The sequence below is a fragment of the Alloyangia mangrovi genome (genome assembly GCF_002300555.2).
In the GTDB taxonomy this organism is placed as follows: domain Bacteria; phylum Pseudomonadota; class Alphaproteobacteria; order Rhodobacterales; family Rhodobacteraceae; genus Salipiger; species Salipiger mangrovi.
Map to the genome: position 1 here is coordinate 1 of NZ_NTHN02000068.1, position 21986 is coordinate 21986.

Here is a 21986-nt window from a genome sequence, read left to right on the forward strand (position 1 = left end):
CGCGCGGGCCGTACCGGCTCTGCGCGCTGCGGCGCGGTTGCTCGGGCGCGGGGCGCGGCGTCACGGAGCGGGCGCGGGTCGCAGCGAGCTGGCGGCGGGCGCTGTCCATCTCGGCGCGGTGCTGCTCGATACGGGCTTGCTCGGCGCGGGCCTGTTCGGCCTCGCGGTCGGCTTCGCGGCGGGCGAGCCGGTCCTCGCGGCGCTCGAGCGGGAGGATCGGCGGATCCTCCGGCGTCTCTTCGACCCGTTTTCGACGCTGGAATTTGCGGCGTTCTACCATACTCGTCTCTCCGCACCTCACACGCGGGCACCCACCTGCGGCTCCCCTGCCCACCGGGCGAGAGGGCCGCCTGCTTGCCGGCCGCATGCGCCAAGCATCGCCCGACGCGCTTACGGCCCATGCACTCATGACCCTTGGCGCTATAAGGCCATGAGATTCGGTCAACAATAAGGAGGAAATAGGCGCACTGGCCGCACCCCGTCCTCCTAGAACCCGAAGAGATTTGCTTCGGTGATAGCCCTTGCGATGAAACGTCCGCGGTCCGCTTCGGGTTGCCAGCCCAGCACGGCTTTCGGCCTGTCGTTGACGAAGGGCGAGAAATGCGCGCGGCTCTGCCAATCCGCCAGTGAGGGCCGCACGAGGCCCTTCTTGCGCAGGGCGTATTTCTTGAGACCGTATTTCACCGCGTCGGCGGCATAGAAGACCGAAAGATTGCCCGAGCTCACGCGGATGCGGGCACCGAGTGTGTCCTCGATGGCATCGAAATAGCTCCGCGCGGTGAGCATGGGCTCGCCCACGAGGTTGAAGCTCTGGCCGATGGCCGCGGGGTCCGCGCCCATGCGGAGCAGCCCGTCAGCCACGTCGTCGATCAGCACGAAGGGCAGGATGTTCTGACCCGGCCCCCAGATGCGCACCGCGCCCGCGCCGTGCCAGCGCCCGATGCCCCAGTGCTGCAGGGGTCCGCCGTGGCCCACGACGATGCCGGGCCGGGCAATGGTCACGGGCAGGCCGCGTTCGGCGTGCAGGTTCATGAGCTGGCGCTCGCATTCGGCCTTTGAGCGGGCGTAGAGGTTGCGGCCCGTCATGTCCTCGGGGAAGCGGGTCTCCTCGGTGATCTGCACATGCGGGTCGGACATGTCATAGCTGGCGATGGTGCCGGTGTAGACGAGCCGCTTCACCCCCGCCGCCTCGCAGGCCATGGCGATGCGGGTGGAGACGCCGACATCGTTGACCAGCGCCCCGGCCCATGTCGTTTCCAGTGCGCGGGCGAGGTTGTAGACCGTGTCGATGCCTTGCATGGCGTCCGTCAGCGCGTCCAGATCGTGCAGCGAGACCGGGGCGGTCTCCACCCGGTCGGGCAGGTCGGGGAAGGGGCCATTGCGCCCGCGCGAAAGCACGCGCACGTCCTGCCCCTCGGCCACCAGCCGCCGGGTCAGGGCACGACCGATGAAGCCGGTGCCGCCGATCACCATGGCGGTGGGTTTCGGCTTGCGGGTCGCAACCGCGGGGGCCTTAACCTCCAGCGCCTCGGAGGGAAGCTTGGCGATGGCCGCCTCGAGCGCCTCCATCACCGTGAGAGCGCTCTCGGCGCTGAAGCGGCTGTCCTGCGGCTGGTTGTTGGCGAGGGGGCCGTAAATGGCCGCCATCATGCCGCGGAAGCTCTGGGCGTAGGGGCCCTTCTGGTTCAGCGATGCGGTCTGGATCACGGCATTGCGGAGGCCTTCTCGCAGGTGCTGCCAGCTCTGGTCGAGCTGCCGCCGCAGCGGGTTCACGATCAGGTCCGAGGCATTTTCGCGGTCCACCACCAGCGTGTCGGCGGCATAGTCGAGCCGCGCCCGCCCCGAAGAGCCGCGCAGGGTCACCGAGCGGTCGTCCACCGTCTCGACCATCGACAGGTGGAAGGTGATCTCGACGCCGCCGGCGCGGGCGAGGATGCGGAAGCCCTGCGGGCGCATGTCGTCGCCGGGCAGGGCGATCGGCTTGGTGGCCTCGGCATGCAGGATGTCGAGCGGGCCGAAGAGGTCGACGGCAAAGGCGAAGGGGTGCGGCCCCAGCTCCAGCAGCAGGTTCTTCGGCGCGCGCAGCAGCCACAGGCTGAACGGGCCGGAGCGCAGCGGCGCCAGCGGCAAGGCCCAGGTGATCTCGGCTTGCGAGACACGGCCATAGGTGCCGGCCTGCAGCGCCTCTTTCATCCGGACGTAGGAGGGCAGGCCGAGGAAGTTGTGGCCGGGGTGGAAGCGTTTCCCGGCGGCCTCTGCGGTCTCGGCAATGGCGCGGGTCTCGCCAAGGCTCACTGCGACCGGCTTTTCCACCAGCACGTGCAGCCCGGCCTTCAGGCATTGCTGCGCCAGACCCGCGTGCAGATGCGGTGGGGTGAGGATATGCACCGCGTCGCAGGCGCCGGAGGTGATCAGCGCCTCGACAGAGGTGAAGGGCACGGCGCCATAGGCCATGGCCAGCCCCTCGGCGGCGGGTTCCGACAGGTCGCAGACGGCGGTGACCTGCGCGTCCGGGGTCGCCTTCAGCGCATCGCCGTGCCAGCTCGCGATATAGCCGGCGCCGATGAGGCCCACGCGGATGGGGTGCGGCATGGGGGCTCCTTACTTGTACTCGATCAGGCGCATCGGCGCCTGCCTCAGCCGGCGCCAGTGGAAGGTGGCCATGCCGATGAGGTTGGGAAACTTGGACAGGGTGAGCAGCAGCGCATGGCGGCGGGCCTCGGGGGCGGGTTGTCCCTCGCGGCGCAACCCCTGCGCGGTGCGCACCCAGTTGAGCGGGTAGGCGGCCAGCGCCGCGAGGGCGAGCGGCCAGAAGACAGCGGCACCGAGCAGGATCAGCAGCGGCAGCGCAAGCGCGTAGACCAGAGCGCGCATGCGCTCGGTGGTGAAGTAGTCCGGGTGCAGATGGCCGACCTGCGCGAAACCGTGACCGGTGCGCACGGCGCGTTTCCACCATTGGCCGAAGCGCAGCATGGCGGCGTCATGGCGGGTCATCTCCCGCGGCAGGCGTTCGAGCGTCCAGCCCGCCTTGCGCAGGCGGGTGCAGAACTCGTCATCCTCGGCGGCGATGACCGTGGGGTCGAAGCCGCCGACCTCGCGGAAAGCTTCGGCGCGCAGCATCATGTCACCGCCGCAGGTTTGGATTTCTCCGGCAGGGCGGTGCCATTCGACATCGCAGAGCTGGTTGTAAAGGCTGGCGTCGCGGTGGATTTCCGAGCGCCAGCCGGTGACGAGGGCGGTCTTGGGGTTTGCCTGCATGTGGGCGCGGGCGTGCCCCAGCCAGCCCGGCACCAGCGTGCAGTCGCCGTCGATGAACTGCACCAGTTGCGGATCGGCCAGTGCCGCGAAGCCCGCGTTGCGAGCGCGGGCGGCGGTGAAGGGGGCGCTGAGGTCCAGCTCGACCACCCTGGCCCCCGCCTTGCTCGCCTCGGCGCGGCTGCCGTCGGTGGAGCCACTGTCGACATAGACCACTTGCCGCGCCTGCCCCTTGACCGAGGCCAGCGCGGCGACCAGCCGGGCGCCCTCGTTGCGGCCGATGAGGACGACGTCGACGAGGGTCATGTGATGGGCTCCGAGGCGCTGAAGATGGCGGAGAGCTTTGCCGCCTCGGTCGTCGCGTTGAACTCGGCCGCAACCTTGGCGAGGCCTGCGGCGCCCATGCTGCGGCGGGTCCCGGGGTCGGCGAGCAGGGCGTCGAGCGCCTCGGTCAGGGCCTCTGCCTCGCCGGGCGGCACCAGCAGGCCGCGACACCATGCTCGACCAGCTCGGGCACCCCGGCGATGCGGGTGGTCACCACCGGCACCTGCGCGGCCATGGCTTCCATCAGCACGACGGGAACGCCCTCGGCGAAGCTCGGGAGGACGAAGATGTCGGCCCCGGTCAGCGCCTCGGCGACCTCGGCCTGCGACCGGTAGCCGAGGAACTCGCAGCGCTCGGCGATGCCCAGCTCGGTGGCGAGAGCCTCCAGCGCCCTGCGCTCGGGGCCGTCACCGATGAGGCGCAGGCGCAGCTCCGGGTGGCGGGGGGCGAGCGCGGCCAGCGCGCGCAGCAGGACCGGCACGCCCTTCACCCCGGCAAGACGGCCGGTGAAGAGCAGGCTCTGGCCCGCGTGCCGCGAGGGCGCGTAGCGCGAGGGGTCGATGCCGCAGTGGATGATCTCCAGCTTGCCCCAGTCCGCCCGGTTCGCGAAGCACATGAGCTGCGCCCGGCAGAAGGCGCTGATGCAGGCGACGAAGCGGGCGCGGCGGGTCTTCTCGTCGATGCGCCAGTGATGCGGCTCGAAGAAGATGTCCGGCCCGTGGATGGTGAAGCTGTAGGGGATGCCCGAGAGCTCCGAGGCCAGCATGGCGACGGTGCAGGAGGCCTTGGCGATGTGGTTGTGCAGGTGCTGGATCCCCGCCTCGGCCAGCGCCTCGGCCAGCACCCCGGCCTCGGCGAAGTAGATAAGGTTGAAGGCGCGGCCCTTGAGCCCCTTCGGCGCGGTCTGCCATGAGAGCGCCAGCGCACGCAGGTAGCGGCCGGGCCTGCGCATCCAGCGGGCATGGGCGCGGAGCAGGCGCAGCGGCGATCGGCAGGCGTCCAGCACCTTGAAGGTCTGCGCATGCTCGGCGCGCTGCTCGGGGCCGACGAGATGCTCGGGTCCGGTGGTGCGGATCGAGCAGGTGAGCACCTCGTGGCCCAACGCGCGCAGGGCGGCGACCTCGCGCTGGATGAAGGTGTCCGAGGCGCGGGGGTATTCGCCGGTAAGATAGGCGAGCTTGGGCAGGCTCATTCGCGGCTCTCCTGCAGGGCGCGCGCCATGAGCGCGCCAAAACGGTCCTGCAGCAGCGGGCCGAGCGCGGCGATGAGCTCCTTGTCGGGGTAGCGCAGCGGCATCATCCGCGCCTTGAGCACCGGCACGCGCAGCAGGCCCGGCAGGCGCGCCTCGAGCGGGGCCAGCAGCCGCGCGGCCAGCATCCACAGCGGCCAAGGCAGCGGTAGCACCCCCTTCGGCCATCCCGAGGCGGCATGGGCGCGCAGGAAGCGGGTGCGGTCGGGGCGGTCGGGGTCGATGACGTTGATCACGCGCACCCCCTCGGGGCGACGCAGGGCGGCCTGCAGCAGGCGCTTCGCCACGTGCGAGACATGGGCGAGCGGCAGCTCTCCCTTGGTGCCGACGCGGATCAGCAGCGGGCCGAGCGCCGGGCCGAGATGGGCGTTCCACGTCCTACCAGCGCCGAAAATCACGCCGGGGCGGAGGATCCACAGCGGCAGGCCAGAGGCGCGGCAGAGGTCCTCCTGCGCGAGCTTGCCGGCGACATAGGCATCGCGGGCATTGGCGCTGGTTTCGAGCGGGGTGCGCTCGGTGACCTCGGCGCCGGGAGAAAGCCGGGCAGTGTCGTAGATGCCGAGCGAGCTGACCAGCACGAGGTGCAGCGGCAGCCCCTCGAGGGCGGCGAGCAGGTGGCGGGTGCCATCCACGGTGGTGGCGGCGACCGTGCCCTCGTCGGAGCCGAGATGCGCGGCGGCATGGATGACCGCCGAGCACCCCTGCGCCGCGTCGCGCAGGCTCTGGATACAGGCGGGGTCCGAGAGATCGGCCTCGATCCAGCTAACCCCTTTGACTTGGGCGCTCTTCTCCGGCGTGGGGGCGCGGCGCAGGGCGGTGACTTGCAGCCCCTGCGCGCGGGCCTCGGCGAGCACCGCGCGGCCGACGAAGCCGGTGGCGCCGGTCAGCAGGATGCGGGTTTGGCCCGTCACTGTGCCAGTCACGTCGCCCGTCACCTCGCCCATGGCATCGGCTCCATGGGATCGCAGCGGGTGGTCATCACCTGCGGGCCGGTGTCTTCGCCAGCGTTCTGGATCGCCAGCGTGACCTCGGTGAGGTGCAGGGCGAACTCCGAGGACAGGCGGCAGGGGCGGCGCTCGCGCAGGGACTCCAGCATCTCGGCCGGGCCGAGCATGAAGTTCATCGCCGCGGCGCCCCAGCGCTTCACCTTGGGATGGGTCGGCTGCGGCAGCCGGAGGCGGCGCGGGAAGGGGGACTCGACCAGCCGCCGCCGCAGGGTGCTGCGTTTGGCGAAGCGCACCTTGGCGGCATTGTCCCAGGAGGCCCCGCAGCTCAGCACGCCCTTGTCGCCGAAGATGCGGATGCCATGGCCATGGCTGGCGACGATCGAGCAGGTGAGCCGGGTGACCGGGCCGTTCTCGAAGAAAAGCGTGGCGACCGAGAGGTCCGGCGCGGCGGCCTTGAGGCCGGCCTTCTCCGGAAGCACCTCGGCCGAGGCGGCGACCACCTTGCGCACGCTGCCGAACCAGGAGATCAGCCAGGTGAGATAGTAGCCCGCGTGTTCCAGCGTGCAGCCGGTGACGAATTCGTCCTCGTAGGGCCAGGGCGCGCCGGTCTCGGTGTGCCAGTCGGTGTAGGGTGCCTGCGGGATGAAACCGTCGTCGAGCTCGGCGTAGATCGCGCGAGGCGTTCCAGCGATGCCCTGGCGCAGTGCATGGCCGAGCGTCTGCGCCGCCTCGCCCAGTACCGAGCAGGGCGCGGAGGCGAGCAGCACGCCATTCTCGGCGGCCAGCGCGTGCAGCGTCTTGGCCTGTGCCAGTTCCAGGGCCAGGGGTTTCTCGCAGTAGACATGGTGCCCGGCCTCGAGCAGCCGGAGGTTCAGCGCGTAATGCTCCGCGGGGTTGGTCAGGTTGAGCACCACGCAGCCCTCTGGCAGGCCGGCGATGAAGGCTTCGAGATCGGGCTCGGCGCGCAGCTGCCAATGGGCGCAGAAGCGCGACAGGCGTGCGGCGTCGCGGTCGTGCACCGCGTGGACCACGATGCCCGGCATCGCCTGCAGCGAGCGCAGGTAGAGATCGGCGACGAAACCGCAGCCAAGCAAGGCGATGGTGCCGGTCATCTGACGCCCGTCACGCAGCGGAGCGCGCGGCAGGGGCGCGCGGGGCGGGAAAGGCGGAGGGCGATCATCGGGGTACCTGACTAGGGGTCGTGCAAAGACTGGATGCGCATTTCGGAAGGCGCCTTTGGCACGCCTTTCAGCAGAGAACTTTGACCGAATTTCGGCGGCGTGCAGGCCTCATCGGTGCAATGCGGGGATCGCGGCGCATTTGTCTCGGAACTGCGGCACGGCGGCCACGGTCGGGGGCAAATTGCCCCGGCCAGCTAGGATCGCCCGAGGCCATGCGCCACATTCGCCGACGGGGCGAAATAAGGATGTCGCGCGCCGATGTATCCGCGCATGGAATTTCGGGTTGGCGGCCAGCGCGTCGCCATCAGCGTGCCCACCTGGGCCGCTCTGCAGGCGCGTGTGACCGAGCGGCTTGCGCAGAGGCAGGGCTTTGCGCTGGCGACCATCAACCTCGACCACTTGGTGAAGCTGCGCCGCTCGGCGAAGTTCAGGGCGGCCTATGCGGCGCAGGATCTCGTTGTCGCCGACGGCAATCCGATCGTCTGGCTCTCGCGGCTCGCCGGGCGGCCGGTCGAGTTGATCCCCGGCTCCGACGCGATCCTGCCGCTGGCCCGCATCGCGGCAAAACAGGGCATCGGCGTGGCGCTGGTCGGCAGCACACCCGCGGCGCTGTCGCGCGCGCGAAGCTACCTCGAACGCGAGGTGCGCGACCTGAGCGTCGTGTGCCTGATCGCTCCGCCCATGGGCTTCGATCCCGAGGCCGCAGAGGCGCGGAGGGTTTTCGACGAGATCACCGCCTCGGGGGCGGGGTTGTGCTTTGTCGCGCTCGGCGCGCCCAAGCAGGAAATCTTTGGCGCGGTGGGGCGCAAGCTGGCGCCGAACGTGGGCTTTGCCGGGATCGGCGCGGGCCTCGATTTCTTTGCGGGCACCCAGCAGCGCGCGCCGGAGTGGACGCGCAAGCTGGCGATGGAGTGGCTGTGGCGTGCGGTGAACAACCCGCGGCGGCTGGGGCTGCGCTACCTGCGCTGCCTGTCGATCCTGCCGGGGCAGTCGGCGCGGGCGCTGCTGCTGCGCTTCTTCACGCTGCGCCCCTAGGGGACGATCCTCCTCGGTCTGCGGCGGCGCATCAGCAGCAGCTCCCTGAGCCTGCCCTTCAGGCTGCGCGGCGGCAGGATTTCCCGGTCCATCTCGAAGGTCGCGCCGGTGAGCGCGGGGTTGGCATCGAGCGCCAGCGCGACGCCCCACCGGGCCGCCTCTTCGGCGGGCAGCCCGTCCGGGATGCCCATCTGCGTGCGCAGCATCCCCGGCATCCAGTCGGTTATGACGATTTCGGGGAAGCGGTCCGCGAGATCGGCGATCAGCGCGCGGGTGAAGATCCGCGCGGCGCCCTTCGACACGGCATAGGCGGAAGAGGCGGGCAGCGGCGCGAGATCGGCGAAGGTGGCGACGTTGAGGATGCGTCCGCGCCCCTCCGCGACCATGCCCTCCAATGCGGCGCGGGAGCAGGCGACGGTACCGCCGAGGTTGGTGGCGACGGTCGCCATGAAGCTCTCGCCGCTCTCGTCGAGAATGTCGCGGCGCGGGTAGGTCGCGGCGTTGTTGATCAGCAGCGCGATGCGCCCGTGCTCGGAGCGGATGCGGGCGAAGGTCTCGGCGACCTCCTGCGGCAGGGCGAGATCGGCGGGGTAGAGGTGGAAGCGCCCCGGCTCGGCCTTGGCGCGGGTCTCCTCCAATGCGGCGCGGCGGCGACCGAGTCCGGCGACGCTGAAGCCGCGCTGCGTCAGCTCGATCGCCATGGCGCGGCCGAGGCCGGAGCCTGCGCCGGTGACCACGGCGAGGCCGCTCTCGGGGGTGAGCTGGGTCATCTGGCCTCCTTGAGGATCGTATCGGCCACGCGCAGGGCGTTGGCTGCGATGGTGAGGCTGGGGTTCACCCCCATCGAGCTTGGCATGAACGACGCATCCGCCACCCGCAAATTGCGCAGCCCATGGGCGCGGCAGTCCGCGTCGAGCACCGAGGTCCGGGGATCCGTGCCGAAGCGCAGCGTGCCCGAGGGGTGGCCGAAGTTCAGCTCGGGGGTGTGGCCGAGGAACAGGCGGCGCTGGCCTTTCAGCGCGCGGGAGATCGCCTTGCGGAAGGCGCGGCGGCGCTGCAGCAGCTCGGGGTGCAGCGTGTAGTCGACCGACAGCCGGTGTGGATGCGACGGGTCGTAGGTGACGCGGTTTTCGGGGTAGGGCAGGTCCTCGAGCAGGCCGACGAAGATCTGCGCATGGCCGAAGAGCTTCGCCGCGACGGCGGCGGGCAGCCGGGTGAACTGGCTCAGCCCCGGCAGGCGGCGCAGGCGCGAGCGGGCCAGCATACGGTTCAGGTAGAAGGTGATCTCGCCATAGGAGGCACGGATGCCCATGGCCTGCACCGTGCCCATGGGCGTGCCCTCGGCGCGGTAGAGATCGCGCAGCGAGATCGCCTTTGTCGCCCCGTGATCGGGCGTGCCGCGCGGCGGCCAGAGGGCGAACATCTCGTTGAGGTGGAACATCAGGTTGCGCCCGACGAGGCCCGAGCCATTGGCGGCGCCCTCGGGCCAGGCCTCGCAGGCCGAGGCCAGCAGCAGGCGCGGCGAGTTCAGCGCCCCGGCGGCCAAGACGTAGGTTTCGGCGTGAAACACATGGGTCTCGCCGTCGCGGCGGACCTCGACGCCTTCGACCCGGTCGCCGCTGCCGAGCAGGCGGGTCACCTCGGCGCGGTCGAGCAGCATGGCGTTGCCGGTGGCCAGCGCGGGCTCCACCCCGGCGGAGCGCCCGTCCATCTTGCAGGTCCGGGGGCACTTGCTGCCAAGGCAATTCAGGCAGTCCTGCCCGCGGTCGATGGCGGTATGGGCTTGGTAGGGGTGCAGCCCGTTCGCCTCGAGCGCCCGCATCAGCGCGGTCTCGGTGGCGGTGAGCGGTGGCGGGCTGCGGAGCGGCGGCGCGGGCTCGGATGAGAGCGGGTCGGGGGTGCCATGGATGCGGTAGAGTTCGGTCGCGCGGTCGTACCAGCGGAGCAGCGCGTCATAGCCCACCGGCCAGCCGCCCGCGGGGTGGGGCAGGCCGGGCAGATCGTCGAGATCGTGCCGTTCGGGCCGCTCCAGCGTCGCGGCGTAAAAGACCGAGGAGCCGCCCGGCCCGGCGCCGAGCGGGGCGTAGAATCTGCTTTCGACCCCGTTCACCCGGGCGTGCAGAGGCTCGGGCCAGAGGCCGCGGGCGAGCCGGGCCTCGGGCACGAAGATCTCGGAAAGACCATTGCGCGCAGTGCGCTGGCCGGCGGGGCCGCGTTCCAGGAAGAGCACCTTTTGCCCGGCCTCGGCCAGCGCGCGGCCCAGCGTGCCGCCGCCGATGCCGGTGCCGATGACGATGGCGTCCCAGCGGGTTTCGCTCAGCGGGTGGCTCACAGGCCGGCCACCTTGGTGCCGAAGATCGGGACAAAGAGATCACGCAGCGCACGGGCGGCGGTGTTGGTGATGTGGTTGTTGTCGAAGTACCAGCCTTCGCTGTCGTGCAACGCGTGGCAGGCCCCGGCGTCGCAGAAGCGCGGCCAGCTGTCGATGAGGGTGATTTCTCCCGCCTCGGCCATGGCGCGCCAGGGCGCCTCGGCCTCGGCCACGCGCTGCGCGAGGGTGCCGCGCGGCATGTCGGGATCGGTGACCGGCGCCGGGGCCAGTGGCCAGCCGGCGTGGGGCGGCCTCGCGCGCGGCGCGGCGGCTGTCGTAATTGGCGATCTCGGGGGGCTGGCGCAGGACGATGACCACGGGCCCATCGGCGCGCAGCTCGGCAACGGTGGCGCGGGCGGCCTCGGCGACGATCTGCGACTGTGGCGCGTCGGCCGGGGTCGGAGAGTCGGTGGGGAAGAGCTGGATGGTATTACCCGCGTCGAGCCCGATGCCCGCGCCATGGGCGTAATAGGTCCAGCGGCCGATCAGGGCGATGCGCTGCAGGCTGGTCATCGCGGGCAGCGCCTGGCGGATCTGCAGGTTGGCCTGGGTGCAGGCGTGGTCCTGAGCCGGGGTGGCGGCGCTCTCGCTCTTGCGGATGCCGAAAAGCGGCGGGCAGCCGGCACGCCAGATGATCAGCCCGGGCACCCCGGCCTCATGGGCGGCGAGGTCGAGCCCCTCCTTGAAGGCGCGCACGTGGCTGTCGCCCCAGACCAGCACCTGCGGCGTGCCTTCGGGGCCGATCGGGCAGGTCTCGATCCCCATCAGCGGGCCGCTCGCGGCGGTGGTGCAGCGGCTCCAGTCCTGCAGGAAGTCGGCAGAGGCGGCGATATGCGGGCGCACCGACGGGCCGAAGCGCCCGGCGAGCCCGTCGCCGAGGTAGAGCCAGGCGCCCACGGCCAGCGTTGCCGCCGAGGCCAGCGCGGTGGCGCTGACGAGCACAACCCCCGGCAGCCGGGCGCGGCGCATCGGGGTTTCCACGAAGCGCCAAGAGAGCCAGGCCAGCGCTACCGAGAGCGCCATCCAGCACAGCGTCTCCAGCGGGCCGGAGTACTCGCCGCGCAGGTAGAGCGACAGGCACAGCACCGGCCAGTGCCAGAGGTAGAGCGAATAGGAGATCCGCCCGAAAAACAGCGCGGCCGGGTGCGACAGTGCGCGGTTCACCGGGCTGTCGCCGGTGCCGCTTCCGATCAGCAGCACCGCGCCGAGCACCGGGGCCAGCGCCAGAAGCCCGGGGAAGAGCGGCCCCGCCGGAATCAGCAGCACGGAGCCCAGCACCAGCGTCAGCCCGGCCCAGCTCAGCGCCGGGCGCCCGCGCCAGACGCGCCCCGTTTCCAGCCCCCAGATTGCCAGCAGCACGCCCGACAGCAGTTCCCAGGCGCGGAACGGGAAGAGGTAGAAGGCCGCATCCGGATGCGTGGGCGTGGCAAGCACGCTAGAGCCGAGCGAGCCGGCCCAGATCGCCACGAGCGCCATCAGCAGCAGCGTCCGATTGCGCGACAGTAGAAAGATGAGCAGCGGCAGGAAGAGGTAGAACTGCTCTTCCACGGCCAGCGACCACGTGTGCAGAAGCGGTTTCAACTCTGCACCGGTGTCGAAATAGCCCGACTGCCGGTAGAAGAGCACGTTCGACAAATAGACCGTGGCGGCGATCAGCGACTTGCCGAACTCGCGGAACTCGAAGGGCAGCAGCAGCGCCGCGCTCAGCGCCGTGGTGAGCAGTGCCATGGTGAAGAAGGCCGGGGCAAGGCGGCGGAAGCGGCGCAGGTAGAAGGCGCCGAGGCGGATGCGCCCTTCGGCCTCGTACTCGCGCCAGAGGATGCCGCCGATCAGGAAGCCTGAGATGACGAAGAAGATGTCGACACCGGTGAAGCCGCCGCCGAGCCAGGGTAGGCCGAAGTGGTAGAGCACCACCGAGAGCACCGCCACCGCCCGCAGCCCGTCGATGTCGGGGCGGTAGGGCATGGGGGCATGGGCGGGATCGCGCGGGGCTGCCGGGTCACGCATGGGCGGGGCAGCCGCTGTGGGGTTGGACGGGTGAGGGCATGACCGGACCGGATCTCAACATGACACCAACTCGATATGGAACGGCCCCGACAGGGGCAGATGCGCCTCGCGCCCCGGCCTGCGCACGGGCGCGACTATAGGAAGACCGGTGGCAGGCTCGCAAGGAAAAGGCAGGTGCCGGTAGGGTAGCCTTGGAAGTGTTGCGAAACTGCGAGCGGACTTGGGGAAATTCATCGGAGCGACGGTGCATCGGATCAGGCCTCTCTGTCCCGCAGAAGATCGGGCGGCGGGCCGGGGCGGCCCCGGGCGATCCAGTCGTAGACCTCGGCCAGCTGCGCGGCCTTGCGCGCCCAGGTGAACTGCGTGTGCACGCGTGTCCGCGCCGCCTGCGCCATGGCGGGCAGGGGGGGAGGGATCGGTGGCGAGGCGGTCCAGCGCAGTGCCGAAGGCGGCGATGATCCCTGCGCGGTCGGTGCAGGGCAGCTTGATCCCGCTGTCCTCGGTGACCAGTTCTCCGGGGCCAGCATAATCGACGATCATCGGCACCACGCCGAGCGCCATCGCCTCGAGCACCACGCCGCCGCCGAACTCGCGGATCGAGGGGAAGCTCAACAGGTGGCAGCGGCAGAGCACGTCCTGCACCGCGCGGTGGTCGAGCCAGCCGTGGAAGGTGACGGCATGGGCGATCCCCAGCGCCTTCGCCTGCGCCTCGAGGGACGCGCGCATCGGCCCGTCGCCGACCATCTCGAGTTGCAGGCGTCCGTCGCGAAGCAGGGGCGCTGCCGCCTCGAGCAGCATGTCCGGCCCCTTGTAGGGCACCAGCCGCCCGACGAAGGCGGCGCGCAGCGGGCCGGGTTCGGGCGTGGCCTGCTTGTTGAACCGGGCGGGATCGATGGCGTTCTCGGGCAGGTAGACCAGCTTTTCGCGATATCGGGAGGGAATCTCGGAGGCGGTATGGCGCGATCCGGCAAGGATCGCGCTGGCGCGGCGCAGGGTTGCATCCCGCCCGGGCAGGGCCTTGTAGGCGCCGCGCAAGTAGCTCAGCCATTCCCGCTCGCGCCGGCGCTCGGCGTCGAAGCCCTTGGGCCAGGGCACGCCGCCGTTGAGCGGGCCGAGCACGAAGGGCACTCCGGCCTTTGCACAATGACCCGCAAGGGGCGAGGAGACAGTGGGGCTGAGTGGGGTGATGCGGTGCACCACGTCCCATTCCCTGGCGCGGATCTCCGCCCCGAAGCGCTGCCAGACCAGCCGCTCGAAGTAGGGATAGCTCAGCGCGTTGATCGCCTGGACCATGGTCCAGCCCTTGCCCTCGCCCATGCGCAGGCGTTCGGCGAGCTTCCACATCGGGCGGGCGAAGGCCTCGGAATCGATGGCGGTGAAGTCCTGCCCCTCGACCATCCCGGCGCGCAGGAAGGCGTCGCGGTTGCGTACCTGCGTGACGATATGCACGTCGGCGACCTCGCGCAGCGCCTTGGCGAGCGACCAGCCGACCAGCGGCACCGAGACCCATTCGGGGTTGGCGGCCTCTGCGATGGCAAGGATGCGGGGCTTGGGGGTCATGGCTGCGGGCGTCCGGGGCTCAGAGGATCGACTGCCATTTCAGCGACCCCGGCCGCCTGCGCGCGAGCCGCTTCAGCCGCGCCGCCTTCAACGCCTCGGCGTAGCCGGTGAGCGCGCCCGCGACGAGCCAGGTGAGCGGGGTGAGCGTGGCATTGGGCACCATGTCCGACAGGTTGATCGCGAGAAGCAGCGAGAGCGGCGCGATGAAGGGCGATATCTCGGCCTTTCCGTGCGCGGTGCTTTCGCGCCAAAGCAGCAGCAGTGGCAAGAGGATCAGCCCGAACTCGGCAAGAAAGCCGACCCAGCCGTAGACGCCGATGACGATGATCCAGCGCCCGTCGGTCACCGTCAGGATATTGCCGGTGACCGGGTCGAGGATGTGGTTGCGGCCCCAGCTTCCCCAACCGAAGACCGGCTTCTCGTAGGCGCGGTCGAGCAGCGTGTTCTCGTTCTCGAAACGGAACTCCAGCGAATAGGCGCGCTCGGGGTCGATCCTGGCGGCCTCGGCAAGGATGCGGTCCTCGGGCACCAGGTGCGTGCCCTTGAGCACCGGGTAGGTGATCGCCACGAGCCCGATGAGGATCGCCACGCGTATTTGCCCCATGCGGGTCAGCAGCAGCACCACCGGGATCAGCACCACGGCGAAGATCAGCGCGCCCAGCGATTTCGCCAGCACGAGGATCAGCGTCAGCCAGAGCGCCGCCACCAGCATCTTGATGTTGCGCTCGGTTCGCCACAGCGCCCAGGCAGAGACCGCGGAGGTCATCAGGAAGAAGGCGACCCAAAGCCCGTGGTAGAGGAAGACCACGGGCCGGTAACCGTCGGCGCGGATCGATTGGCCGAAGAGGTGCTGGTAATAGCCGTAGACCCAGCGGTTGAGCTGCGGCGAGAGCCGCATTTCGACCAGCATCGGCAGCGTGTAGAGCAGCCCGCCCCAGATCAGCGCCACGAGCAGGTGCCGCTGCGAGCCCCCCTGCGCCAGGAACTGCCGCGCCAGCAGGAAAGGCAGGACCAGCAGGAACTGCTGCAGCACCAGCGCCACCCCGTCCTTGATCGAGAGGCCGGGCAGGCCGATCTCGCCGTAGAACACCGGCTCGGTGTTGGTCACCGCGGTCAGCGCGGGCGAGAGCACGTAGGTGATCAGCAGGATCTTCCCCGGCAGCGAGCGCGGCAGCAGCCCGCCTTCCAGCCCGTACCGCCAGAGGCAGAAGGCAAAGGCGGCGAGCGCGGGGATATTGTGCTTGGTCAGCGGCGGGAACATCGGCAGATCGAAGGCCGCCGGCGGTTCGGGCAGGATCAGATAGCCCGCCAGCAGCGCGGCGATCAGCGCCCGGTCGGGCGGCAGGCGGCGGAACAGCACGACCGTAACGATCGGCCAGAGCGCCAGCATCAGATAGGCAAGAGGGTTGGGCATGCCGTGTTGCGACCCGTGGACCAGACTACTCAGAACCAAACCCCGGACGACGCCCCCTTCGCCCGGATCAGGCCCTCTAGGTACCACGCGCCGACCGTCCTGTCGCCTGCGGAGAGCGATCTGGGCCCTCGGATCGGCAGATTTGGCACATTTCCGGCACGCCTGTGGGAGCCCGGCTGGCGGGAGGTCTTCGGCTTGGATTAAATCTCGGTAAAACCGCAGGATTGTTCGTTTGGAGACATGTTCCTGCCCGATTGCGGGTTGAGCTTGACGTTAAGAAAGGTTGCAGGAGTACGAGTGGTATGGTCCGTCGCCCCCTCAAGATCGCTTACCTGAGTGATTTCTCCGCGCTTGACCGGAATCTCTATTCGGGCGGCAACGCGCGCATCCACGATGCGCTGCAGGCGCATGCGGGCGAGGTCACGATCCTTCCCACCGACTGGGGCGCCGCCGAGCCGATCCGTCGCGCCATCCTGTCGCTGCCCGACGCGCTGAGCCTGCGCCTGCGCTGGCGCCTTCAGATGGTGCTGTCGCAGGTGGTCGCCCGGCGGATCGAGGCGGCGCTGTCGCAGGACCAGTATGACGTGCTTTTCGGCGCCTACGCCTTTCAGTCGCTGCTCGGCCTGCGGCTGCCCTACCCGATGACGGTGGCCTATACCTCGGATGCCACCCACAGCGTCTACCGCGACTCCGAGATCGGCCAGGCGCACCCGGGGCTGATCCCTGGCGGGCGGCTTCTGGATGACTGGGTCGAACGGGCCGAGGGCGCGGTCTTCCGTCGCGCCGACCTGCTGCTCTGGCCCTCGCAATGGCTGATGGACGCCAGCGTTGCCCGCTACGATCTGCCCGAGTGCAAGTCGCGGCTGGTGCCCTGGGGCGCCAATATCGCCCCGCCGCCGCCGCCCGCACCGCGGCCGATCTCGCGCTCAAGCACGCTGCACCTTCTGGTGGTAGGCCGCAACTGGTGGGCCAAGGGCGGCCCGGTGGCGCAAGAGGTCATGTGCCTCTTGCGGGCGCGCGGCATCGACGCGCGGCTGACGGTGATCGGCTGTATGCCGCCCCCCGAGGCACAGGGCCCGCATACGGAGGTCTACCCCCAGCTCGACAAGGCGGTGCTCGAGCAGGCGGCGCTGTTCCAGCAGCTCTATGCCCGCGCGCATTTCGTCGTCATGCCGAGCTTCGAGAGCTACGGCTTCGCGTTCTGCGAGGCCTCGGCGCATGGGGTGCCCTCGCTCTGCCTGCGCGTCGGCGGCGTGCCGGTGCGCGACGGGTTCAACGGCTTCGCCCTTCCGCCGGGCAGCGGCGCCGAAGATTTTGCCGCCTGCATCCTCGCCTGCCTCGACGCCCCCGAGCGCTACGCCGCGCTCTCGCGCCGCAGCCGCGAGGAATACGAGGCGCGGCTCAATTGGGACGCCTGGGGCCGCTCGGTCGGCACGCTGCTGCAGGAGAAGGTGGCGCAGCGCAGCCGGGTCTCCGCCCCCTGCGCGGCCCCCGACACCCCCTGCCAGGCGGCCCCCGCGAGCTGACCCGCCCCGGCCCGCAGGTGGCGGGCGCCGCCCCGCCCATCGCGCGGGCGTGACCGGGGAAGACCTAGCCTCACGGGGGCTTGTGCCCTAGCCTTCGCGGAAGGCACGGACGTGGACCCGCATGGCGCAGACGGAACGGCAGCTCGACACACCCGACACCCAGGTGCAGATCTCGGACGAGATCCGCAAGACGACCTGCTACATGTGCGCCTGCCGCTGCGGCATCGACGTTCACCTGAAAGACGGCGTCCCTGTCTACATCGAGGGCAATCGCGACCACCCGGTGAACCGCGGCGTGCTCTGCGCCAAGGGCGCGGCTGGTCTGAAGCAGGTGACCTCGCACGCCCGGCTGCGCGCGCCGTTGCGCCGGGTGGGGCCGCGCGGCTCGGGAGAGTTCGAGGAAATCAGCTGGGACGAGGCGCTGGAGACCGCCGCCGGCTGGCTGAAGCCGCTGCGCGAGTCGGCGCCCGAGCGGCTCGCCTTCTTCACCGGGCGCGACCAGTCGCAGAGCCTCACCAGCTGGTGGGCGCAGCAGTTCGGCACGCCCAACTACGCCGCCCATGGCGGCTTCTGCTCGGTCAACATGGCGGCGGCGGGGATCTACACGCTGGGCGGCAGCTTCTGGGAATTCGGCACCCCCGACTGGGAGCATGCCGAACTGCTGCTGCTCTTCGGGGTGGCCGAGGACCACGATAGCAACCCGATCAAGATCGGGCTCTCGAAACTCAAGGCGCGCGGCGCCAGGGTGGTCAGCCTCAACCCGGTGCGCAGCGGCTACAGCGCCATCGCCGACGAGTGGCTCGGCATCACCCCGGGCAGCGATGGCCTGCTGGTGCTTTCGCTGGTGCACGAGCTCTTGCGCGCCGGGCGGATCGACCTCGACTTCCTCGCCCAGTTCACCAATGCCCCGGTGCTGGTCGACTGCGACCCGAGATCGCCGGAGTACGGGCTCTTCCTGAGGGGTGACGACGGCAGCCCGCTGGTCATCGACGCCCGCACCGGCCGCCCCGCGCCCTGGGACGGCGAGAGGGTGGAGCCGAAGCTCACCGGCCACCTGCGCCGCGCCGGGATCAGCCACCGCACGGTGATGGAGATGATCGCCGCGCAGTACATGGACCGCGCCTATGCCCCCGAGGCCGTGGCCGCGCGCGTCGGCCTGCCGCCCGAGCGCATCCGCTGGCTCGCCGCCGAGATCGCCCGCGCCGCCTTTGAAACGAAGCTGGAGCTGGACCGCCCCTGGACCGACTTCCGCGGCCGCCAGCACAGCACCATGCCCGGCCGCCCGGTGGCCATGCACGCCATGCGCGGCGTCTCGGCGCATTCCAACGGGTTCCAGACCTGCCGCGCCATCCACCTGCTGCAAGCGCTGCTCGGCGCGGTCGAGACCCCCGGCAGCTTCCGCTTCAAGCCGCCCTATCCCAAGCCGCCCGAGGCGCATTGCCGCCCGCATTTCCGCGCTGTCCCCGGCCAGCCCCTGGAGGGACCGCCGCTCGGCTACCCGCTCGGGCCCGAGGACCTGGCGGTGGACGCGGCAGGCGCGCCGCTGCGGATCGACAAGGCCTTCAGCTGGGAGGCGCCGCTGGCGGTGCACGGGATGCTGCACATGGTCATCGCCAATGCGGTGGCGGCGGACCCGTACCCGATCGACACGCTGTTTCTCTACATGTCGAACATGGCGTGGAACTCGACGATGAACACCGCCGGCACGATGGAGATGCTGACGGCGCAGGACGAGGAGGGCAATTACCTGATCCCGCGGATTATCTACTCCGACGCCTATGCCTCGGAGATGGTCGCCTACGCGGACCTCATCCTGCCCGACACCACCTATCTCGAGCGTCACGACTGTATCTCGCTGCTCGACCGGCCGATCTCCGAGCCGGATGCCGCCGCGGACGCGATCCGCTGGCCGGTGGTGGAGCCGGATCGCGACGTGCGCCCCTTCCAATCGGTGCTTCTGGACCTTGGCGCACGGCTTGGCCTGCCGGGCATGGCCGAGGACGGCCAGCCGGTCTACCGCGACTACGCCGATTACATCACCAACCACGAGCGTAGGCCGGGGGTCGGCCCGCTCGCCGGATTCCGCATGGGGCCTCATGGCCTGCAGGACGGGCGCGGCACGCCGAACGAGGCCCAGCTGGACAGCTACATCGCGGCGGGCGGCACGCATGGCATCCCGGTTCCGCTAGGGGCCGCCTACTACAAGCCCTGGAACCGCGCCTACCAGGACTGGGCGGTGGAAATAGGCCTGCTCGACGCTCCGGCGCCCGCCCTCGTCCAGCTCTGGTCCGAGCCTCTCCGCCGCTTCCAGCGCGCCGCCGAGGGGCAGGGGGAGCGCCTGCCGCCCGAGCCCCTGCGCGAGCGCCTCGCCGCGGTGATGACGCCGCTGCCGGTCTGGTACCCGCCGCTCTCGGACACCCCCGGAGTCGAGGAAAACTACCCGCTGCACGCGATCACCCAGCGCCCGATGGCGATGTACCACAGCTGGGGCAGTCAGAACGTCTGGCTGCGACAGATCCACGGAATGAACCCGCTCTACATCCCCGGCGCATGGTGGCGCGCCCTCGGCCTGCAGGACGGCGACTGGGTCCGCGTCACCTCGCCCCACGGCGAGATCACCGCCCCCGCGGCGCGCATGGAGGCGCAGAGCGAGAACGTGGTCTGGACCTGGAACGCCATCGGCAAGCGCAAGGGGGCCTGGGGGCTTGCCCCGGAGGCGCCGGAGGCGACGAAGGGCGTGCTGCTGAACCACCTGATCCCCGAGCACCTGCCCTCGGGCGAGAATGGCGCGAGCCTGTCGAACTCCGACCCGATCACCGGCCAGGCCGCCTGGTTCGACCTGCGTGTCCGCCTCGAGAGGATTGCCGCGCCCCGCGAGGCCAGCCCCGGCTTCCCACCGCTTCGATCCCCAGTCCCCCGCCCCGACTGAGCCTTTCTTCTAGGTCCAAATATCCCGGGGTCGGGGCAGCGCCCCGAAACCCGCCAGACACGAGCCAGAGGCCAGAATGACAGATCTCCCCAGCCACACGGAACGCCAGCTCGGCCTCGTCATCGACCTGGACACCTGCGTCGGCTGTCACGCCTGCGTGGTGGCGTGCAAAGGCTGGAACACCCAAAGCCAGCCGAGCCCGCTGTCGGATCAGGATCCCCGTGGCGCCGCGCCCTCGGGCACTTTCCTCAACCGCGTCCACGCCTACGAGGTGACGCCGCAAACCGGTGCCGCGCAGGTGGTGCATTTCCCGAAGTCCTGCCTGCATTGCGCCGACGCGCCCTGCGTCACCGTCTGCCCCACCGGTGCCAGCTTCAAGCGGGCCGAGGACGGCATCGTGCTGGTCAACGAGTCCGAGTGCATCGGCTGCGGCCTCTGCGCCTGGGCCTGTCCCTATGGCGCGCGCGAGATGGACATGGCCGAGGGGGTGATGAAGAAATGCACCCTCTGCGTCGACCGCATCTACAACGAGACCCTGCCCGAGCAGGACCGCGAGCCCGCCTGCGTCCGCACCTGCCCGGCGGGCGCGCGGCATTTCGGTGATCTGTCGGACCCGGAAAGCGCGGTTTCGCTGCTGGTCGAGGCGCGCGGTGGCATGGACCTCATGCCCGAGCAGGGCACCCGGCCCGCCAACAAGTACCTGCCGCCCCGCCCGCGCGACAGCTGGGAGGGCGAGGTGGATCTGCTCGCCCCCTGGCTCGAGCCGGTGGCCGAGGAGCCCCGGGGCCTGCTCGGCTGGATCGACCGGACGCTGGCGAGGCTCTGAGATGCACCCGGCGCCCTCGCTCATCCTCTTCACCACGCTCTCGGGGCTTGGCTTCGGCCTTCTGGCCTGGCTCTGCGTCACCCTCTCGCCGCCCGAGGGGATGGCGGCCCTCGCATGGTTGGCGCTGGCCTATGCGCTGTGCCTGTCCGGACTCGCCGCTTCGGCGATGCATCTCATACGCCGCGAGCGGGCGCTGAAGGCCTTCCGCCAGTGGCGCACGAGCTGGCTCTCGCGCGAGGCCTGGGCGGCGCTTGTCACCCTACTGCTCGGCGGAGGCTTCGGGCTGTCGCTGCTGCTCGGCCACCCGCTGCTGCCGCTGGGCTGGCTGACCGGCCTTGCCGCGCTCGGCACCGTTTTCTGCACCGCGATGATCTACGCGCAGCTCAAGTCCGTTCCGCGTTGGCACCATGGGTCCACGCCGGCGCTCTTTCTCGCCTACGCGCTGACCGGCGGCGCACTCCTCTATGGGCAGACGTGGCCCACGCTGGTGCTTCTGGCACTCACCGCCGCGTTACAGATCTGGGTCTGGATCGACGGCGACAGGCGCCTCGCCCGCAGCGGCACCACGCTGGCCAGCGCCACCGGGCTCGGCACGGAGGGCAGTCCAAGGGCGCTCTTCCCACCACACACCGGCAGCAACTACCTGCTGCGCGAGATGGTCTTTGTCGTCGCCCGGCGCCACCTGCTGAAGCTGCGGGTGCTGGCGGTGCTCCTTGCCTTCGCGCTGCCCGCGGCGCTCCTGCTCGCAACGGCTGTCTCATATTTTAACTTCATCTGTCTTGCCTTGTACGTCGCGGGCGTGCTCCTCTCGCGCTGGCTCTTCTTTGCCGAGGCCGAACACGTGGTGGGCCTCTACTACGGAAGGTGACGAGTGTGTCGTTTCTCGCCGGGTTCGACCCGCGCTGGCAGGACGCCGGCCAGTATCTCTCTGCCCTGACCCGTGACCTCGACGAGGGGCGGCGCCTTGACCTCTTGGGCGCGATGCTGGCGCCCGAACTGATTTCGCATGGCGGCAGCGGTGCGCTGGCCGAGCCCGAGGTGCTGGGGGCCGAACTGGCGGCCCGGCTTGCGGCGCTGACCGGGCCGCGGCTGCGTCTGGAAGACCGGCTCTGGCAGGCGACCGGGGCCAACACGCTCTATGCGACCGAGCGCTTTCATGTCACCGCCCGACACGGTGGGGCGGGGCTCTACGGGCCTCCGAGTGGCAGGCCCGTGCAGTTCGCGCAGATGTCCGAGCGGCTCTGCGTCTCGGGACGGCTGACCGAGCAATGGGTGCTGCGCGACGAGGCGGCGATCCTGCGGCAGGTCGGGCTGACGCCGGAGGAGGGCGCGCGGCTGCGCCTCGCGGGGGCGCCCCGAGCC

At 70.3% G+C, this 21986-nt stretch carries 14 protein-coding genes and 4 pseudogenes; 6 read left to right on the top strand and 12 right to left on the bottom strand.

Annotation, left to right across the window (positions count from 1 at the left end):
* From CLG85_RS23820 to CLG85_RS23845, 6 genes and pseudogenes are all read right to left on the bottom strand, one after another.
* Positions 1 to 280: pseudogene (locus tag CLG85_RS23820) on the bottom strand (hypothetical protein); the annotation flags it as partial.
* A 206-nt stretch (positions 281 to 486) separates the two neighbouring features.
* Positions 487 to 2592, bottom strand: coding sequence for an NAD-dependent epimerase/dehydratase family protein (locus tag CLG85_RS23825; protein WP_095883712.1), 2106 nt, complete (start codon positions 2590 to 2592; stop codon positions 487 to 489).
* 9 nt (positions 2593 to 2601) lie between these two features.
* The gene (locus CLG85_RS23830) at positions 2602 to 3561 is read right to left on the bottom strand and encodes a glycosyltransferase family 2 protein (RefSeq protein ID WP_095883711.1); all 960 of its coding nucleotides are present in this window, start codon (positions 3559 to 3561) and stop codon (positions 2602 to 2604) included.
* Positions 3558 to 4771: pseudogene (locus CLG85_RS23835) on the bottom strand (glycosyltransferase). Before CLG85_RS23835 ends, CLG85_RS23830 begins: the two are co-directional and overlap by 4 nt.
* Entirely contained in the window at positions 4768 to 5772 is a 1005-nt protein-coding gene (locus CLG85_RS23840; RefSeq protein ID WP_095884108.1) for an NAD-dependent epimerase/dehydratase family protein, read from the bottom strand. Before CLG85_RS23840 ends, CLG85_RS23835 begins: the two are co-directional and overlap by 4 nt.
* Entirely contained in the window at positions 5760 to 6887 is a 1128-nt protein-coding gene (locus CLG85_RS23845) for a Gfo/Idh/MocA family protein (RefSeq protein WP_095884109.1), read from the bottom strand. Before CLG85_RS23845 ends, CLG85_RS23840 begins: the two co-directional genes overlap by 13 nt.
* Positions 6888 to 7226: 339 nt before the next feature.
* Here CLG85_RS23845 and CLG85_RS23850 point away from each other — a divergent pair, with 339 nt between their 5' ends.
* Positions 7227 to 7991: a WecB/TagA/CpsF family glycosyltransferase gene (locus CLG85_RS23850; RefSeq protein WP_095884112.1), complete on the top strand. Its 765-nt coding sequence runs from the start codon at positions 7227 to 7229 to the stop codon at positions 7989 to 7991.
* On the opposite strand, the gene CLG85_RS23855 is transcribed toward CLG85_RS23850, so the two are convergent.
* From CLG85_RS23855 to CLG85_RS23880, 6 genes and pseudogenes are all read right to left on the bottom strand, one after another.
* On the bottom strand, positions 7988 to 8761 hold the full coding sequence (locus CLG85_RS23855; protein ID WP_095884110.1) for an SDR family oxidoreductase: 774 nt from the start codon (positions 8759 to 8761) through the stop codon (positions 7988 to 7990). The genes CLG85_RS23850 and CLG85_RS23855 overlap by 4 nt on opposite strands.
* On the bottom strand, positions 8758 to 10323 hold the full coding sequence (locus CLG85_RS23860) for a GMC oxidoreductase (protein ID WP_260350159.1): 1566 nt from the start codon (positions 10321 to 10323) through the stop codon (positions 8758 to 8760). Before CLG85_RS23860 ends, CLG85_RS23855 begins: the two co-directional genes overlap by 4 nt.
* Positions 10320 to 10688: an SGNH hydrolase domain-containing protein gene (locus CLG85_RS23865; protein WP_311735034.1), complete on the bottom strand. Its 369-nt coding sequence runs from the start codon at positions 10686 to 10688 to the stop codon at positions 10320 to 10322. The genes CLG85_RS23860 and CLG85_RS23865 overlap by 4 nt, the downstream gene beginning before the upstream one ends.
* Positions 10600 to 12369 (bottom strand): annotated as a pseudogene (locus CLG85_RS23870) (acyltransferase family protein); the annotation flags it as partial. The gene CLG85_RS23865 and the pseudogene CLG85_RS23870, both read right to left, overlap by 89 nt.
* Positions 12370 to 12623: 254 nt before the next feature.
* Positions 12624 to 13929: pseudogene (locus CLG85_RS23875) on the bottom strand (glycosyltransferase family 4 protein).
* Positions 13930 to 13948: 19 nt separating this feature from the next.
* On the bottom strand, positions 13949 to 15343 hold the full coding sequence (locus tag CLG85_RS23880; protein ID WP_095883885.1) for a hypothetical protein: 1395 nt from the start codon (positions 15341 to 15343) through the stop codon (positions 13949 to 13951).
* Between the two features lie 302 nt (positions 15344 to 15645).
* Between CLG85_RS23880 and CLG85_RS23885 the strand changes: the two genes are divergently transcribed.
* From CLG85_RS23885 to CLG85_RS23905, 5 genes are all read left to right on the top strand, one after another.
* On the top strand, positions 15646 to 16869 hold the full coding sequence (locus CLG85_RS23885; protein WP_260350161.1) for a glycosyltransferase family 4 protein: 1224 nt from the start codon (positions 15646 to 15648) through the stop codon (positions 16867 to 16869).
* A gap of 121 nt (positions 16870 to 16990) precedes the next feature.
* Positions 16991 to 19798: a molybdopterin-dependent oxidoreductase gene (locus tag CLG85_RS23890; protein ID WP_260350162.1), complete on the top strand. Its 2808-nt coding sequence runs from the start codon at positions 16991 to 16993 to the stop codon at positions 19796 to 19798.
* Positions 19799 to 19874: 76 nt separating this feature from the next.
* Positions 19875 to 20624, top strand: coding sequence for a 4Fe-4S dicluster domain-containing protein (locus CLG85_RS23895; RefSeq protein WP_095884299.1), 750 nt, complete (start codon positions 19875 to 19877; stop codon positions 20622 to 20624).
* Between the two features lies 1 nt (position 20625).
* Positions 20626 to 21492 (top strand): dimethyl sulfoxide reductase anchor subunit family protein, encoded by an 867-nt coding sequence (locus CLG85_RS23900; protein ID WP_095884298.1) that lies wholly within the window; start codon positions 20626 to 20628, stop codon positions 21490 to 21492.
* 5 nt (positions 21493 to 21497) lie between these two features.
* On the top strand, positions 21498 to 21986 hold a 489-nt coding region (locus CLG85_RS23905), incomplete at its 3' end, for an ester cyclase (RefSeq protein WP_260350164.1).

What these genes read in the sequence shown, in the direction of transcription:
- CLG85_RS23825 (WP_095883712.1), bottom strand. Translation starts at nt 2,592, where the DNA reads ATGCCGCACCCCATCCGCGTGGGCCTCATCGGCGCCGGCTATATCGCG.
- CLG85_RS23830 (WP_095883711.1), bottom strand. Translation starts at nt 3,561, where the DNA reads ATGACCCTCGTCGACGTCGTCCTCATCGGCCGCAACGAGGGCGCCCGG.
- CLG85_RS23840 (WP_095884108.1), bottom strand. Translation starts at nt 5,772, where the DNA reads ATGGGCGAGGTGACGGGCGACGTGACTGGCACAGTGACGGGCCAAACC.
- CLG85_RS23845 (WP_095884109.1), bottom strand. Translation starts at nt 6,887, where the DNA reads ATGACCGGCACCATCGCCTTGCTTGGCTGCGGTTTCGTCGCCGATCTC.
- CLG85_RS23850 (WP_095884112.1), top strand. Translation starts at nt 7,227, where the DNA reads ATGGAATTTCGGGTTGGCGGCCAGCGCGTCGCCATCAGCGTGCCCACC.
- CLG85_RS23855 (WP_095884110.1), bottom strand. Translation starts at nt 8,761, where the DNA reads ATGACCCAGCTCACCCCCGAGAGCGGCCTCGCCGTGGTCACCGGCGCA.
- CLG85_RS23865 (WP_311735034.1), bottom strand. Translation starts at nt 10,688, where the DNA reads ATGGGCCCGTGGTCATCGTCCTGCGCCAGCCCCCCGAGATCGCCAATT.
- CLG85_RS23880 (WP_095883885.1), bottom strand. Translation starts at nt 15,343, where the DNA reads ATGCCCAACCCTCTTGCCTATCTGATGCTGGCGCTCTGGCCGATCGTT.
- CLG85_RS23885 (WP_260350161.1), top strand. Translation starts at nt 15,646, where the DNA reads ATGGTCCGTCGCCCCCTCAAGATCGCTTACCTGAGTGATTTCTCCGCG.
- CLG85_RS23890 (WP_260350162.1), top strand. Translation starts at nt 16,991, where the DNA reads ATGGCGCAGACGGAACGGCAGCTCGACACACCCGACACCCAGGTGCAG.
- CLG85_RS23895 (WP_095884299.1), top strand. Translation starts at nt 19,875, where the DNA reads ATGACAGATCTCCCCAGCCACACGGAACGCCAGCTCGGCCTCGTCATC.
- CLG85_RS23900 (WP_095884298.1), top strand. Translation starts at nt 20,626, where the DNA reads ATGCACCCGGCGCCCTCGCTCATCCTCTTCACCACGCTCTCGGGGCTT.